14 protein-coding genes are annotated in these 16247 nt (G+C 73.6%); 9 read left to right on the top strand and 5 right to left on the bottom strand.

Going from position 1 to position 16247, the window contains the following annotated elements:
* From DP939_RS36530 to DP939_RS36560, 7 genes are all read left to right on the top strand, one after another.
* Positions 1 to 213, top strand: a 213-nt coding sequence (locus DP939_RS36530) for a transposase (protein WP_147268187.1), incomplete at its 5' end; no start/stop codon positions are given.
* A 110-nt stretch (positions 214 to 323) separates the two neighbouring features.
* A complete protein-coding gene (locus DP939_RS36535) occupies positions 324 to 1046 on the top strand; it encodes a FadR/GntR family transcriptional regulator (protein WP_113985413.1) in 723 nt (240 codons plus the stop codon).
* Between the two features lie 52 nt (positions 1047 to 1098).
* On the top strand, positions 1099 to 1896 hold the full coding sequence (locus DP939_RS36540) for a hypothetical protein (protein WP_113985414.1): 798 nt from the start codon (positions 1099 to 1101) through the stop codon (positions 1894 to 1896).
* A gap of 74 nt (positions 1897 to 1970) precedes the next feature.
* Positions 1971 to 2981 (top strand): LacI family DNA-binding transcriptional regulator, encoded by a 1011-nt coding sequence (locus tag DP939_RS36545; protein WP_113985415.1) that lies wholly within the window; start codon positions 1971 to 1973, stop codon positions 2979 to 2981.
* A complete protein-coding gene (locus DP939_RS36550) occupies positions 2978 to 3766 on the top strand; it encodes a sugar phosphate isomerase/epimerase family protein (protein ID WP_113985416.1) in 789 nt (262 codons plus the stop codon). The genes DP939_RS36545 and DP939_RS36550 overlap by 4 nt, the downstream gene beginning before the upstream one ends.
* Before the next feature lie 23 nt (positions 3767 to 3789).
* Complete coding sequence (locus tag DP939_RS36555) at positions 3790 to 4116, top strand: hypothetical protein (RefSeq protein WP_113985498.1); 327 nt, start codon at positions 3790 to 3792, stop codon at positions 4114 to 4116.
* Positions 4109 to 4816, top strand: a complete 708-nt coding sequence (locus tag DP939_RS36560; protein WP_225878714.1) for a hypothetical protein — start codon at positions 4109 to 4111, stop codon at positions 4814 to 4816. The genes DP939_RS36555 and DP939_RS36560 overlap by 8 nt, the downstream gene beginning before the upstream one ends.
* Before the next feature lies 1 nt (position 4817).
* On the opposite strand, the gene DP939_RS36565 is transcribed toward DP939_RS36560, so the two are convergent.
* From DP939_RS36565 to DP939_RS36580, 4 genes are all read right to left on the bottom strand, one after another.
* Positions 4818 to 6155, bottom strand: coding sequence for a nickel/cobalt transporter (locus DP939_RS36565; RefSeq protein WP_199565653.1), 1338 nt, complete (start codon positions 6153 to 6155; stop codon positions 4818 to 4820).
* A complete protein-coding gene (locus DP939_RS36570) occupies positions 6152 to 7441 on the bottom strand; it encodes a tetratricopeptide repeat protein (RefSeq protein WP_147268274.1) in 1290 nt (429 codons plus the stop codon). The genes DP939_RS36565 and DP939_RS36570 overlap by 4 nt, the downstream gene beginning before the upstream one ends.
* A 74-nt stretch (positions 7442 to 7515) precedes the next feature.
* Positions 7516 to 8904, bottom strand: coding sequence for a DUF4331 domain-containing protein (locus DP939_RS36575; protein WP_113985418.1), 1389 nt, complete (start codon positions 8902 to 8904; stop codon positions 7516 to 7518).
* A gap of 153 nt (positions 8905 to 9057) precedes the next feature.
* Positions 9058 to 10851, bottom strand: coding sequence for an ABC transporter ATP-binding protein (locus DP939_RS36580; RefSeq protein WP_225878715.1), 1794 nt, complete (start codon positions 10849 to 10851; stop codon positions 9058 to 9060).
* A 323-nt stretch (positions 10852 to 11174) separates the two neighbouring features.
* On the opposite strand from DP939_RS36580, the gene hutU reads away from it, so the two are divergent.
* Both hutU and DP939_RS36590 read left to right on the top strand, forming a co-directional pair.
* Positions 11175 to 12830, top strand: coding sequence for a urocanate hydratase (gene hutU / locus DP939_RS36585; protein ID WP_113985420.1), 1656 nt, complete (start codon positions 11175 to 11177; stop codon positions 12828 to 12830).
* Between the two features lie 87 nt (positions 12831 to 12917).
* The gene (locus DP939_RS36590; protein ID WP_113985501.1) at positions 12918 to 13739 is read left to right on the top strand and encodes a MurR/RpiR family transcriptional regulator; all 822 of its coding nucleotides are present in this window, start codon (positions 12918 to 12920) and stop codon (positions 13737 to 13739) included.
* Here DP939_RS36590 and DP939_RS36595 read toward each other — a convergent pair.
* Positions 13736 to 16243, bottom strand: coding sequence for a CehA/McbA family metallohydrolase (locus tag DP939_RS36595; RefSeq protein ID WP_113985421.1), 2508 nt, complete (start codon positions 16241 to 16243; stop codon positions 13736 to 13738). The two genes, DP939_RS36590 and DP939_RS36595, sit on opposite strands and share 4 nt — an antisense overlap.
* Positions 16244 to 16247 lie beyond the last annotated feature (4 nt).

Consider the following 16247-nt stretch of genomic DNA (forward strand, 5'->3'; position numbering starts at 1 on the left):
CCTGACCAGCGGGGCTTTGCCGTCATTTCCCGGCGTTGGGTGGTGGAGCGGACCTTGGCCTGGCTGACCGCCTGCCGCCGCCTGGCCCGCGACTACGAACGCGACCCCACGGTCTCCGAAGCTCTCATCCGCTGGGCGGCCATCGGCGGCATGGCCCGGCGTCTCACCCGGGGCGGACCCGCACGACGGCAACCCCGCTACATCTGCCCATGAACCACCCTAAGCGATCTTCTCAAACACGCTCTGAGGAGACGCTCATTGGATCACATTCAGACCATTGGAGGCGCGCGCAGGGTAATCTTGGTAAGGGCCGGAGGTGATATTTGGAAGACTCACCGCGCCTGGACGCCGTGCTGCGGCCGGTGCGTGCGGGAAACGCGTTCGAGGAGACCGTCGAGCGGTTGCTGCGCGCCATCAAGCTCGGCGTCGTCCCGCCGGGGGAGCGGTTGCCCGCCGAGCGCGAGCTGGCCGTACGCCTCGGCATCAGCCGGGTCACCCTGCGCGAGGCGATCAAGTACCTCGCCGACGCGGGCTACCTCCAGGTGCGCCGCGGCCGGTACGGCGGCGCCTTCGTGATCTACCGCGAGGCCGACTCCGAACCCGCCGACCTGCGAAAGGCCGTCGCCGACATGGGACAGGGCCTCGCCGACGCGCTCGACTTCCGGATGGCGGTCGAGTGCGGCGCGGCCCAGGTCCTCGCCGCCGCCACGCTCAGCGAGCACCAGCGCGACACCCTCCGCCGCCGCCTGGCCGACGTCAACGGGTCCGACCCGGACGACTACCGCCGCCTGGACACCGCCTTCCACCTGTCGATCGCCGAACTCACCGGCTCCACGCTGCTGGCCGGGGCGTGCGCCGACGCGCGCCTCCGGATCGCCCACCTGCTCAACGCGATCCCGATCCTGCAGCCCAACATCGACCACGCCGCCGTCCAGCACCGGGCCATCGTCACCGCGATCCTGGCCGGCGACCCGGCGGCGGCCTACCACGCCGTCGCCGAGCACCTGGAGGCCACCGCCGCGCTGCTGCGCGGGTTCCTGGCCTGACGGATGGCCGCACCGCTCGCCGGATCGCCCTACCATCGAAGGCGGACGACAAATGGGGGACTGGTTCGCGGCACGCATCGTGGACAGCGGCAGACTGCCGCTGTTCTGCTTCTTCGCGGCGTTGATCCTGGCGTTCGTGTTCACCCGCATCAACGTCCGGCTGATCCGGGCCCGGGTGCGCTGGTGGTTCTCCAACGTCAGCGTGGGCGACGTCCACGTCCACCACGTGGTGTTCGGCGTGGTGCTGATGCTCTTCGGCGGCGTGTCCGGGCTGGTCGTGGCGGAGGGTTCGGAAGGCTGGCACGCGGTCACCGCGGCCGTCTTCGGCGTCGGCGCGGCGCTGGTGCTCGATGAGTTCGCGCTGATCCTGCACCTGCGCGACGTCTACTGGTCGGAGGAGGGCCGGGCCTCGGTCGACGCCGTCTTCGTGGCCGTGGCGGTCACCGGCATGCTGCTCATCGGGCTGCGCCCGCTGGCCTGGGAGCTGCCCGAGCCGCTGAGCGCGCTGCCGCTGAGCTCGGAGCCGTTCTTCGCGCCCGGCGTACTGGTGGCCAACCTGCTGCTCGCGGTCGCCACGCTGCTCAAGGGCAAGATCTGGACCGGGCTGGCAGGGCTGTTCGTGCCGGTGCTGCTGATCGTCGGCGCGGTACGCCTGGCGCGGCCCGCATCGCCGTGGGCGCGCTGGTTCTTCGCCCCCGGGTCGCGGCGGCCCAGGCCCGGCAAGATGGCCCGCGCGCTACGCCGCGAACAACGCTGGCGGCACCCGGTGATCCGTGCCAAGATCGCCGTTCAGGAGTTCGTCTCCGGCCGTCACGACCTGCCCTCGCCGCGCCGGATCAAGCGGCACTGAGGTACGGCGGGGAGCGTGCGCCGGATATTTCGGGGGAAACGCGTTCGCTCGTCCGATCATCCGAAAGGCCAGGCATGCCGCGAGACGCCACACTCGAAGATGTCGCCCGGAGGGCGGGAGTCTCCCTGGCCACCGCCTCGCGCGTGCTCAACGGGAGCACCCGCCAGGTGGGCAAGGTCCTGCGCGAACGCGTCCAGCGCGCCGCCACCGAACTGGGCTACACCACCAACCGCGCGGCCCAGGCGCTGGCCCGCAGCGCCAGCGACATCCTCGGCCTGGTGGTCCACGACCTGTCCGACCCCTACTTCGCCGAGATCGCCAACGCGGTCGTGCGCGCCGCCGACACCCGGGGCCTCACGGTCATGGTCGGCACGACCTTACGCGACTCCGAGGCCGAGATCGGGTACGTCGCCACGCTGCGCGCCCAGCGGGTGCGGGCCATCGTGCTCGCGGGCAGCCGTACCGAGGACGAGGCGGTGACCCTGCGGCTGCGCACCGAACTCGGCCGGTTCGCCGCGAGCGGCGGCAGGGCCGCGGTGATCGGCCAGGACCTGCTGGGCGTGGACACCGTCGTGCCCGCCAACCGCACCGGCGCGCGGGCCCTCGCCGTCGCGCTGGCCGGGCTCGGCCACACCCGCTTCGCCGTACTGTCCGGCCCGCCGGGCCTGCTCACCGCCGCCGACCGCCTCGCCGGGTTCGCCGAAGGGGTCGCCGCGCTCGGCCTGCCGCCGCCGCTGGTGGTGCCCGGCGCGTTCGACCGCGACGGCGGGTACGCCGCGGCGGCCCGCCTGTGGGCCGACGGCACCGACGTGACCTGCCTGTTCGCGGTCAACGACGTGATGGCGACCGGCGCGCTCGCCGCGCTGCGCACGGCCGGGGCGGGCGTGCCCGGCGAGATCTCCGTCGCCGGGTTCGACGACATCCCCACCCTGCGCGATCTCACCCCCGGGCTCACGACGGTACGTTTGCCGCTGGCCGGCATGGGGAGACGTGCCGTCGAGCTGGCGCTCGGCACCGAGGCCGTGGCCACGGAGTCCGTCGCCGCCGAGGTCGTCATCCGCGAGAGCACCAGGAGGCTGCCATGACGGCACCGTGGCCGCTGGCCGTGTCCACCCTCGGCATGCCGGGCGCGGGGCTGGCGGACGCCTGCCTCATCGCCATGACGGGCCGCTGCGACGGGCTGGAACTGCGCGCGCACCCCGACACCGGCGTCCACGCGGGGATGGGCCAGCCGGAACGGGCCAACGCGCGCGGCCTGCTGGCCAGGTCCCGGCTGCGGGCGGCGGCGATCTCCGGAAATGTGCGCATCGCGTCCGCCGGGCCGGACGAGACCGTGCTCGGCGCGCTGCGCGCCGACGTCAGCCTGGCCGCCGACCTGGGCGCGCCCTTCGTCCGGGTGTTCCCCGGCGGGGACGGCTCGCTGGACGACGACGAACGGGCCGCGCGGCGGCTGCGCGCCATCGCGCCGCACGCGCTGGCGGCGGGCGTACGGGTGCTGGTCGAGACGCACGACTCCCACCCCACGGGCGCGGCCGTGCGGCGGCTCCTGGCGGCGGCCGGCGTGCCCGGCGCGACCGGGGCCGTCTGGGACACCCTGCACACCTGGCGGTCGGGCGAGACCCCGGCGCAGACGTACGCGGCCCTGCGCGACCACCTGGGCTACGTGCAGATCAAGGACGCGGCCTCCCCCGAGGACCCCACCCCCGTCCCGCTCGGCCAGGGCGGCGTGCCGCTGGACGCCGTCCACGACACCCTGTCCGAGGCCGCCTACGACGGCTGGATCTCGCTCGAATGGGAACGCACCTGGTATCCAGATGTCCCCCCGGTCGAGGACATCATCCCCGCCGCCCGCACCTGGACCGCCCGATGACCCGCAGTGGGCATACTGTGACCATGGCAGCCCCGCTCCCGCCCCGCACCACCGGACTCTCAGGGCGGGTCCCGCCCTCCCTGGACGCCCTGCGCGGCCCGTCCAGCGGCGTCGTCGAGCTTCCACCCCACCTGGCGTGGTCGGGGCTGACGCGGTTCGACCTCGCCGACCGCCGGCTGCGCATGAGCATGTACCGCACGGTGATCACCGGCGGCGGCAGGCGGGACGCGGAGACCTACCTCAACGCCGGCCTGCTCGCCGCGGACTGGCCGTTGCTGCGGATGGGCCTCGGGCCGGGCTATCGGAACGCGTGGGAGAGCATGATGCGGGGGCTCGGGCCGGATGGATGAGCTGAGGCTTCCGGAGTTCCATGAGCGGCTGGTGTCGGTGCTACTGCCCGTCGCCGAGCGGTACGGGCTGGCACTGGCCGGTGGGCACGCCGTGCTGGCGCACGGGCTCGCCGAGCGGCCAGGGGAGAGCCTGCGGTTCGCGGTGACGGGGGAGGAGCCGCCAGCAGGGGTGGCCTGGGCCGCCGCCGAGGCGTGCCGGGCGGCGGGGCTCGTGGTAGGCGATCTGGAGTCGGGGCCGAGGGCGTCCCTGCTGCTGATCAGCGAGCCGGTCACCGGGCAGACCTGCCGGCTCGCCCTGCTGCGCGAGGCCCTTCAGGCCGCGCCCGTCAGGTGCGGCGATGTCCCCGTCGTGGCACTGCCCGACGCGATCGGCCTGCGGCTGCGCGATCTCCACGAGCGGGGACTGGCCCGCGACTTCCGCGACGCGGCGGAGGCCGGGCGGCTCCACCCGTACCGGGAGCTGGAGCATCTGGCCCGCCTGCACGACGAGGACTTCTCCCTGGAGGACCTCGTCATGCGCCTGGAAGGCGTCGATCTGGTGGCCGACACCGACTTCCTGGCCCTCGATGTCCCCGAGGAGCGGGTGCACGAGATCCGGCGGTTCGCGTACGCGTGGGCCGATGACATCAAGTTGCGCAGGGCCGAGGACGGCGACCTCGACCCCGCGACCGACTTCGACCTGCCCGCCGTGGACGACTGACTCAGACCGCCCCCATCAGGCTGCGCACCGCCAGGCCCGCGCCGAGCAGGAACACCATCGCGGCGGTGCCCACCGGAGCCAGCCGTGACAACCAGGCCCCTGGTGTGGTCAGCAGCCGGTGGGAGACCCTGACCAGCAGCAGCCCGGCGGCGGTGAGCGTGACGGCCATGCCCAGGCCGTAGGCGGCGACGAGCGCCACCCCGAACCACGTACGGCCGAGCCCGATGGCCCCCAGCAGTACGACGAGGGCCGACGGACTGGGCACCAGCCCGCCCGCGACCCCCATCCCCACCAGCCCCCGCCGCGAAGGCCCGTGCCCATGCCCGTGCCCATGCCCATGCCCGTGACCCACATCGCGACGACGATGAACCAGCGCAGATCGGAGCAGGCCGAGGCCGATGGCCGCGATCAGCACGCCGCTCACCGCGCCCAGCCAGCTCAGCACCGCCTCGCCCGCCAGCGCCGAGAACGCGCTCAGCAGCAGCCCCACCACGATCACCCCCGCCGTGTGCGTGGCGGTGACCGTCGCGCCGACGATCAGGGCGTCCCTGCGCCGCCCGTGCCGCCCGGCGAGGTAGGCGGCCATGATGGTCTTGCCGTGCCCCGGGATCAGGGCGTGCCCCGCGCCGAGCACCGCCGCCAGCAGTACGGCCAGCAGCCCCAGCGGCACGGTCAGCGTCCCGGCCCCCGTCAGCGAGGTGAACGTCCGGTCGATCGACGCCAGCGCGTCCCCCAGCGGCCCGGCCGCGAGCGGTCCCGGCAGCGGCGCGCCCGCCGCCGTACCGGTGCCAGGCGCGACCGACAACCGCGCCGAACGCTGGTCGGGCGGGCTGGACAGCAGATCCTCCGGATAGGCCCGCAGGCCGTCGCTGACGCTCACGGCCGGGGCCGAGGACGCCGCCAGCCGTACGCCCTCCGGCACCGCCGTGACCTCGCGCCAGCCGATCCGGTCGGTCAGGAAGCCGTCGGCGAACTCCACCGACGCGCGCCCGGAAAGGTCCGCGGGCGCGGTGAGGCGGCAGGTGAGCCTGCTGGTCGAGAGCCCGCCCTGGCCCGGCTCGTACGCGAACGAGGCCCCCGAGACCCGCCACGGGACGGCCGTCCCGTTCACCGTCAGGCGCTGCGCCCGGGACAGTTCGGCGCATCGGGCGGCCGCGTACCGCCCGGTTCCCGACGCGGACACCTGCGGGGCGGCCTGCAACGTGGGCAGCTCGGCGGCGTCCACCACCGCGACGTTCTCCACCCGGTCCGGCAGCACCCGCAGCCCGTTGTAGTGGTTGACGGTGAAGTTCCCGAGCGGATGCGCGGCCAGCGCGGCGGCCAGCACCAGCGCGATCACGACGGCCTGCCGAGCGCGGGCAGCCTCGGATCGAACGCCGGATCGTAGCTCCGGACCAGCCGCGCCGAACGCCGGGCCGCGGCGTCCTCACCCAGCGCCCGCTCGATCTCGGCCCGGTGGTGGCGGGCCAGCGCGTTGCGCCACCCGGTCGAGGTGGCCTGCCGCGCGTACGGCAGCGCCTCCGCCGACCGGCCCGCCCGGTGCAGCGCCCAGGCCAGGGCGTCGGCGGCGGCGAGGTTGGGGTTGCGCGCGTGCTCGGCCCGCGCGTGCCGCACGGCCAGCGCCGGGTCCCCGTGGTCGGCCTCGTACTCCGCCCACGTCAGGTCATCGCGCACCCCCGAGGCCGCGCCCAGCTCGCGGATCCCGCGCAGCAGCCGCCACTGCGCCGCCGGGTCCCGCCCGGCCGCCGACAGCACCTCCGCGTACTCGATCACGTACTGCGCAAGCGGCAGCCGCGCCACCACCGCGCGGTAGCCCTCGGCGGCCTCGCCGAGCCGCCCGGCCAGCGCGGCGGCCCTGGCCCTGCCCGCCAGCGCCGGGAGGTAGGAGGGGTAGGCGGCGAGCGCGTGGTCGTACTCCGCGCCTGCCGCGCGCAGGTCGCCCGAGCGCAGCGCCAGCTCGCCCAGCCGGTGCCGGCAGTAGGCGACGTCGGCGGGGAAGAACGCGTCGCGCAGGGCCGACCGCAGCATGGCCCGCGCCTGGCCGAGGTCGCCGCGCAGCTCGGCCGCGTAGGAGGCGCGGGTGAAGGCGGCCACGCCGGGGCGCAGGCCCATCATCGACTTGATCGCCCGGTCGGCGTCGGCGAGCCTGCCGAGCTGGGTGTACGCGTCGGCGAGCACGCCGTACGCGCCCGGACCGTACGGGTTGGCCCGCGTCGCGGCGGTGGCCAGGCGCACCGCCCCGGCGAAGTCGTGCCGCCCGGCGGCGAGCGCGGCCTGCCCGGTGAGCGCGGCGGCGTTGCCGGGGGCCAGGCGCAGGGAGGTGGCCAGCGCGCGTTCGGCCCTGGGGTAGTACCCGGGGTCGGCGGTCAGCCTGGCCTGCTCGACGTGCGCCGATCCGAGCGCCGCCCACGCCTGGTGGTCCTTGGGCAGCCGGGCGAGGCGGGTCCGCAGCGCGGTCACCGTGCGGTCGAGGTCGGCGGCCGAGCCCGCCGGGCGTTCGGCCGCCGCGGGCGCGGCGGTCGCGGACGGCGGCGCGGAGGAGGGGATGAGCAGGGCGACGGCGGTCAGCGTCACGGCCACCGCGATCGCCGCGACCGGCAGCGCGGCCTTGCGTTTCAGGTTCATGTCGGCCCGGTCCAAGGTCGGGGAAAGGATGACGGGCGCGGGGCCCGCCGGAACGGCGGGCCCCGCGGCACGGGTCAGTTCTTGTTGACGGCCTTGTTGCTGGGCAGCGGGATGTAGGGGAAGGTCGCCCCGAACGGCTTGTCGTTCTTGTCGACCTTGTCGCCCGCCTTGAGCGCCTGCACGATTTCGCCGGTGCGCGCCGCGCCCTCCAGCGCCTGCAGCTCGATGTCCAGCACGTCGTCGGCCAGGCGGCGGCCGTTGGGGAAGCCCGCCAGGTCACCGGCCAGCACACCGAGCCGGTCGGGGTCCTTGCTCGGCGGGATCGAGGTGTTCAGCCGCAGCATCTCCGAGGGGCGGAACTGGTCCGGGTCCGCGTCCTTGTTGAGAATCTGCGAGTTGAGGTCCGCCTTGATCGGGCCGTTCGCCTTGGCGATCCCGGTCAGGAAGATCTGCACGAGGTCATCGCGCGGGGTGGCCGGGGCCTTGATGCCGTAGATGGCCTCGATCAGCCGCGGCACCTCGGGGTCGGTGACCCGCTTGACCAGCGCGGGCACGCCCGCGTCCTTGGCCGGGGGCAGGGCGTTGAAGGCGTCCTTCAGCCCGGCGGGCACGACGACCTCGTTGACCAGCGGGTTGCCGAGCCGGGACACCTGGACGAAGCCGTCGCTGCCCTTCTTGTCGGTCGTGGACCACACGCCGATGACCGGGTTGCGGGTGGCGTCGCCCTTCAGCGCGAGCTCGTCCGCGGGCACCTGGAGGGCCAGCGTGTGGACGTTGTAGCCCTTTGTCGTGTCCTGTCCGACCTCCGACAGGTCCCCTCCGTAGAGCAGGTCGAAGATCCGCAGGTCCAGGAAGAACGCCTCGTCGGCCTGACCGGCGAAGGTCTTGCCGCCGCCGGGCAGCCCGGTGATCGCCTGCGCGCGCAGCGTGCCGTAGTTCGGCATGGACGCCGGGCCGACGTTGCTGGGCGCGACCACGCCATCGGACACCAGGGTCTTGGTGCCCGACTCGGTGATCCGCTTGAGGGTGTAGTACTGCCGGTACAGCAGGTTCGGGTCGTCCAGCGAGGTGACCGGCCCGTTGTTGTACAGGAACGTGGTGTTGCCGCGCTTGTCCTGCTCGCGGAACGTCCACTGGTAGACGACGTCGGGCTTGGCGTCGCCATCGTTGTCGATCTTGATGGTGTACCGGGAGTCGTTGTCGAACGTGTAGAAGTTGGGCCCGCCCTGCGGTTCCTCGAACGGGATCCAGTTGGCCAGCAGCGTCACCGTGTCCGGCTTGTCAGGGCTGACGAAGGCGTAGACGTCGGTGTTGTCGTTGCGCGGGTCACCGGAGATGCCGGGAGCCTCGCGGTGTGAGGACGCGGTGCCGGTGTCGGCGCGGAGCAGGCCGATGGAGGAGACGGCCAGCGCCCCCGCCAGGCCCAGCCCGATCAGGGCGCGCCGATCTATCCGTAAATGCATGTCGGTTCGGTCCCTTCGACCAGAATGCGGCCGGCCGCAGCCGGCCGCCGGACTTGCGACGAGGTCCGGCCGGGTCCTCGACCGGCTATTCGGCGCTCCGAATCCCGTGGATCGAACCGATCTTGAATTGTTCCGATCGTGAACTGCGCCGGGCTACCCGGCGTTGCCCGCCATCGCCTCCCCGCTCGCCACGAACTGCGTGGTGGCCAGCTCGCGGTACAGCTCGTCGGCGGCCACCAGCTCGGTGTGGCCGCCCGCCGCGCGGACCCGGCCCGCCTCAAGGACCACGATCTGCCGGGCGCTGGTCACGGTGGACAGCCGGTGGGCGATCACCAGCACGGTGGTGGTGGCCGCGACCTCCTCGATCACCTCGCGCAGCCGAAGCTCGTTGACCGCGTCCAGCTGGGAGGTGGCCTCGTCCAGCAGCAGCACCCGGGGCTTGCGCAGCAGCGCCCTGGCGATGGCGACCCGCTGCCGCTCGCCGCCGGACAACATCAGCCCGCGGTGGCCGACCTGCGTTTCCAGGCCCTCCGGCAGGCGGTTCACCAGGTCGGTGAGCTGGGTGCGGGCGATCACCGCGGCCACCTCGTCCTCGGTCACCTCGGGCGCGCCGAACAGCAGGTTCTCCCGCAGCGTCCCGGCCAGCACCGGCGTGTCCTGCTCGACGTAGCCGAGCGCGGCGCGCAGTTCGGGCAGCGGGATGTCGCGCAGTTCCCGGCCGTCGAGCGTGATCGACCCGCCGTCCGGCTCGTAGAACCGTTCCAGCAGCGCGAACATCGTGGACTTCCCCGCCCCGGAGGGCCCGACGAGCGCGGTCATGCTGCCCGCGGGCACCTCGAAGGACACCCCGTCCAGCGCGGGGGAGCGGTCCTGGCTGTAGTGGAAGCGCACGTCGGTGAAGACCAGCGCGGCGGGAGCCGTACCGCCGGACGCGGCCGGGGCGCCCGGCGTGAGCTCCTCCACCTCCAGCTCCTCCACCTGCCGCAGCCGGGTCACCGCGGCGAGCCCGGTCTGCAACTGGGTGGCGCCCTCCACCAGCATCCCGATCGGCCCGGTCAGGTAGAACAGGTACAGCAGGAACGCGATCAGCGCCGATACCTCCAGCGTGCCCGAGGCCACCCGCAGCCCGCCGACGCCGAGCACGGCCAGGAAGGAGAGCTGGACGCCGAGCCAGGTGGCGGTGCCCGCGATGGAGTTCCAGCCGGCCGCGGTGACGCCCTTGCGCCAGGCGCGCTGCGCGGCCCCGCGTACGGCCTCGGTCTCGCGCTCCTCGGCCCCCGCGGCCTTGACCGTGCGGAACGCCTGCAGCGCCCGGTCCAGTACCGCGCCCATCTCGCCCAGCGCCTCCTGCGCCTGGGTGGTGGCCCTGCCGATGCGCGGGAAGACGAACAGCGCCAGCGCGGCGACCACTGCCAGCACGCCCAGCGTGACGCCGAGCAGCACGACGTCCATGAACCCCATCAGCACGACGCACCCGGCCAGCATGAACAGGGCGGAGATCCCGTTGGTGACGCCGCCGGTGCAGACCGCGCGCAGCAGGGTGGTGTCGGCGGTGACCCTGGAGATCAGGTCGCCGGGCTTGAGCCGGTCCACGTCGGGGACGCGCAGCCGCAGCATCCGGCCGACCAGCCCCAGCCGGGCGCTGAGCACGATCGACTCCGCGGTGCGCTCCAGGACGAACGCCCCCGCCGCCGACAGCGTGGCCCCGAAGAGCACCAGCACGGTCAGCAGGACGATCGGCCCGGTGAGCGAGGCCCCCGACCCGAACGCGTCGATCACCGACTTGGCCACCAGCGGTTCGGCCAGCCCGGCGATGCCGCCGACGAAGCCGAGCAGGCCACCGGCGACAAGAGGCCATTTGCGCGGTTTGATGTGGGTGAGAAGAAGCCGCCACGACCCTTTGGCGATCGGGGTGGCGGGGGCGGATTCCGCGAGCGTGCCGTTCACAAATCGGTCAACGGACCCCATCATCGGTGGCGTTCCGCGACCGCGGGAAGTTCGTTACAAAGTCGGGGGCGAGTCAGCCCAAAGTATGAGGCGGGGTGGGTGATGTCGGCGATTGGCCGACCGGCAAACCGGGAACGGCGGTGGTTGCGAAGCCTCTCCTTCGCGAGCCGGGGGCCGTGCCCCGGGGCGTGCGCCCGGGCAGGCGGCCATGAGGGGCATCCCCGCCGGAGACCCCGACCGGGGATGCCCCCCCGTAATCGAATTCGGACACTTTCGTAAGATCCGGATACGGAGCCCCGACTCCTGGATGGAGAGGACCCACCATGACGACCGGCAGTACGACGGTGCGCGCCCCGCGCGGCACCACGCTCACCGCGAAGAGCTGGCCCCAGGAGGCCGCCCTTCGCATGATCCAGAACAACTTGGACCCGGAGGTGGCCGAGCACCCCGAACAGCTCGTCGTCTACGGCGGTTCGGGCAAGGCGGCCCGCGACCGGGCCTCCTTCCAGGCCATCCTGCGCACCCTCACCACGCTCGGCGACGACGAGACGCTGCTGGTGCAGTCCGGCCGGCCGGTCGGGGTCATGCGCACCCACGAATGGGCCCCGAGGGTCCTCATCGCCAACTCCAACCTGGTCCCCGACTGGGCCAACTGGGAGGAGTTCCGGCGGCTGGAGGCGGCCGGGCTGACCATGTACGGCCAGATGACCGCGGGCTCGTGGATCTACATCGGCACGCAGGGCATCCTCCAGGGCACCTACGAGACCTTCGCCGCCGTCGCCGCCAAGCGGTTCGGCGGATCGCTGGCGGGCACGATCACGCTCACCGCGGGCCTCGGCGGGATGGGCGGCGCGCAGCCGCTCGCCGTGACCATGAACGGCGGCGTGGCCGTCTGCATCGACTGCGACCCGCGTTCGATCGAGCGCCGCATCGAGCACGGCTACCTCGACGTGCGGGCATCCTCGCTGGCCGAGGCCATGCGCCTGGCCGAGGAGGCGCGCGCCGAGCGCCGCCCGCTGTCCATCGGCGTGGCCGCCAACGCCGCCGAGGCGGTGCCCGAACTGCTGGCCGGTGGCGCGCAGATCGACATCGTCACCGACCAGACCAGCGCGCACGACCCGCTGATGTACCTCCCGCTCGGCGTCGCGTTCGAGGACATGGCCAGGGAGCGGGACAAGGACCCGGCCGGGTTCACCGAAAGGGCCCGCGAGTCGATGGCCCGCCACGTGGAGGCGATGGTCGGCTTCCAGGACGCCGGGGCCGAGGTCTTCGACTACGGCAACTCGATCAGGGGCGAGGCGCAGCTCGCGGGCTACACCCGCGCCTTCGACTTCCCCGGGTTCGTGCCCGCCTACATCCGCCCGCTGTTCTGCGAGGGCAAGGGCCCGTTCCGGTGGGCCGCGCTGTCCGGTGACCCCAAGGACATCGCCGCCACCGACCGGGCCGTGCTGGAGCTGTTCCCCGACAACGAGCCGCTGTCCAGGTGGATCCGGATGGCCCAGGAGAAGGTCCACTTCCAGGGCCTGCCCGCGCGCATCTGCTGGCTCGGGTACGGCGAGCGGCACCTGGCCGGGGAGCGCTTCAACGACATGGTCGCCTCCGGCGAGCTGCAGGCCCCCGTGGTGATCGGCCGCGACCACCTCGACTGCGGTTCGGTCGCCTCTCCCTACCGGGAGACCGAGGGGATGCTCGACGGCTCCGACGCCATCGCGGACTGGCCGCTGCTGAACGCCATGATCAACGTGGCCTCCGGCGCGTCGTGGGTGTCCATCCACCACGGCGGCGGGGTCGGCATCGGCCGCTCCATCCACGCCGGGCAGGTCACCGTGGCCGACGGCACCGCGCTGGGCAGGGAGAAGCTGACCAGGGTGCTGACCAACGACCCCGGCATGGGCGTGATCCGTCACGTCGACGCGGGCTACGACTCCGCCGTGGAGGTGGCCAGGGAGCGCCAGGTCAGAGTGCCGATGAGCGAGTGATTCCGTGTGGTCAGGAATGACCGGTGAGCCTCGCGTGTTCGCTGTTACGTGGGCGAGGGACTGCAGAAGCTTTTCAACGGCAGGAAGATGTCGCCCGTTCAGCGGCGCATCGCGCGGTACCTCACGAGTCACCTGACCGAGGCGGTCTTTCTGTCCAGCGTGGAGCTGGCCGAGCGGGCCGGGGTGAGCCAGCCCTCGGTGACCAGGTTCGCCATGGTGCTCGGCTTCGGCGGCTACCCCGAGCTGCGGCAGGCACTGCGTCCGCTGGCGCTGGGCGGCGAGGAGGCCACCGGCCCCGCCGCCCCGCCGGCGCACGGGCAGGCGCGTCACTGCGCGGGAGTGGAGGCGGAGCTGCGCAATCTCTCCGCCGTCCACGAGCGGCTGTGCGCGGAGGAGGGCGACGGTCTCGGTGAGCGGATCGGCGACCTCGGCGGGGCGCTGGCGGCGGGCGAGCCGCTGCCGGTGCTCGGGCTGCGCGCGTCGGCGGGGCTGGCCACCACGTTCTGCCACTACGCCAGACGGGTCCATCCCGACGTGCGGATGCTCACCCACGGCGGCTCCGAGCTGGCCGAGGGCCTGCATTCGGCGCGCCGCGCGGGCGCCGAATGGGTGCTCGCGGTGATGCTGCCCCGCTACCCGGCGGAGGCGGTCCGTGCGCTGACCTACGCCGACCGGCTGGGCCTGCGGATCGCCGCGATCACCGACCGGCCCGCGGTGCCCTTCCCGGCCGAGGTCGTGCTCGACGCGCCGGTGGCCGATCGCCCGGCCGCCGGGTCGCACGCCGCGCCACTGGCCCTGGCCATGGCCCTGGTGGAGGCGATGGCAGAGGCGGCCCCGCTGCGCACCGGCGCGCGGCTCTCCGAGCTGGACCGGATGGCCGAGGAGACCGGCGAGTTCTACGTGGACTAGGCTCCGCGCGCCCGGCGGCGGAGCAGTTCCCCGCGGGCGGCGAGGAAGGGCGCGCGCAGGAAGTCCAGGTGGTCGTCCGGCCCGTGGCGGTGGCGGACCCGCCCCGGCCACAGCAGGCGGCTGCGCTCCTCGATGTGCGCCAGCGACCCTTCCACCAGGTTCAGCAGGTGCTCGATGGTGCCCGCGTCGAACCGCCCGTACTCCGCGCCGGTGCGCAGGTAGACCGGGGAGGTGTGGGCCATGATCGGCCGGGCCCACACGTCGTGGTGGCGGGCCACCCCCGCGCCCGGCCCGAAGCAGCGGGCGGCGATCCAGGAGTCCTCGGTGACCGGTACGTCGGCGGCCACCTCCAGCGCGCGCCCTGGGCCGGGCGAGGTGCGCCCGGCGGCGACACAGCCGTTGACCACGATCTCGATCCGGTCGATCGGGAAGATCGACAGCGCCTCCGCCTCCACGCGGACGGAGTCGCCGCCGGGCGGGTGCGGCTCGCGCCCCGGCTCCCGGCCATCGGCCCGCAGCCACAGCAGCGGGCCGCTGGTCACGAACGTCGCGCCGCGGCGTACGGCCCGGCACCAGGCCCAGTAGTCGAAGTCCTCCTGCTGCGGCACCTGGGCGTAGGTGCGGACCAGCCCGATCGGCACCTCCGCGGTCATCTTGTCGGTGCCGCCGGCCAGCGTCACCCGGTAGCCCGCGTTCAGGCAGCGGTAGTACTCCGCGAGGTTGTAGGGGTCGTAGGCGATCATCTCGACGGCGTCCAGCCGATCGGTGGCCAGCAGCGCGGCGGCCTCGCCGTCCGGCACCGGGAAGTGCGCGAGGACCACCGTGCCGCCCTGCTCGTGACACTCGTCGGCCCAGTGCGACAGCGTGGTCTCCAGCCCGCCGCCCAGCTCCGACTCCTCCGCGCCGCCCGTGCACCACGGCATGACCGGGCGGCGCAGGCCGAGCAGGTTGAGGTGGCCGAGCATGCCGCTGCGGTTCTCCTGGCCCGCGAAGACGTGCGTGCGGCCGTCGGCCGAGGTGTGCGGCCTGCCGGTGAACTCCTCGGTGCCGGTGAACAGGTGCCCCCACTGGCTGAGCAGCAGGTTGGCGACCCGTACGTCCTCGCCGCGCGCCTCCAGCTCCGCGCCCAGGGTGGAGACGAAGTGGACGTGGGTGTCGCCGGAGTAGCGGCCCTCCGCCGCCAGGTCGGCGACGCGGGTGAGCGTCAGGTCCAGTTCCGCGCTGTCCGGCCCGACCGTGACGGTGGCGCGCAGCGGCTCGTACTCGAACCCGCGCGCCACCTCCACGACGACCTCGCCGAACGGCAGCCACCCCTCGCAGACGCCGTCGATGTAGGAGAAGGTGATCGCGCCGAGCCGGACATCGCCGCCGATGTCGAGGTTCCAGGTGTTGCCGTCGGAGTTGAGGTGCCCGTGGTGGCCGTGCGGCGCGTACGGCACGCCGTCGGCCGAGCGGAAGTGGACGCGGCACGGCACCGGCTCGCCGGTGGCGGAGTCACGGACCACCGTGCGCACCCATGCCCGGCCCGCGTCCGGCAGCCGCCAGGTCACCCCGTCCGCCGAGTGCCGCCCGGTGGCGAGCAGGGCTCCCCAGTCGCAGGCGGCGAGCACGGCCGGGCCGCGCCGGAGCGTCAGCCGGGCCGATGGTGTCGCGGTCACCCGGACGTACGCGCGGTGCTCCTCCTCGATCGGCGCGCCCCACGCGGGCGGGTCCGCGCCGGGGTCACCGGCGCGGCGGTAGACGTAGGTCGCCGAGCCGCGGTCCACCTCGACCGACAGGTCCTCGCCCACCGGCCCGGCTGGCGGGCCGAGGTCGATCAGCACGTCCCGCCACACGGTACGGCCCAGCGGGTCCTCGTCCAGGTCGCCGGTGGTCAGCGCGCCGATCAGGACGTCCGGGCCGAGCGAGCGCACCTCCAGCGCGGCCACCCGCGCCTCCGGCCGGGGGTTGCGGCACGGCCACAGGTAAAAGCGGTAGGGCAGCACGTACGGCGACCTGGCCTGCGGGTCGTCGATGTCCACGAATCGCGCGCCCGCCGCGTCGAACCTGCCGTGGACGCGCGGCATCAGCCGATGCTGCGCGTCCGGCACCGCCAGGAACGGCGTCTGCCCCCAGTCCAGCGGGATCGCCCGGTCGCTCCACAGCCGCGGCGTCGGCCCGATCTCGAACCGCAGCCGGATCGGCAGCCGCTCCCGCCGCCCGTCCTCGTAGACCAGCGTGTAGTGCGCGCGCACCTCACCGGCGGGCGCCCCCTCGAACAGGTCGGGGGACTCCAGCGCGTGCGCGATCGCCATCCAGCGGAACGTACGCCCCAGCGGGATCGTCACCGCCTCCGGCCCGACCCGGAGCAGCGCCGCGTCACCGCGTTCCGCGCCGAAGTCGAAGGGGAGGCCGTACAGGGTCCGCTCGCCGAGCGGATAGGACTCGCCGTCGTCCAGGATCGAGCGGGGGGCGTTGAACGGGAGGGCGACCGTGCGGTAACCGCGTACCTCCCGCCCGGCCATCCCC

The sequence above is a fragment of the Spongiactinospora rosea genome, assembly GCF_003315795.1.
In the GTDB taxonomy this organism is placed as follows: Bacteria; Actinomycetota; Actinomycetes; order Streptosporangiales; family Streptosporangiaceae; genus Spongiactinospora; species Spongiactinospora rosea.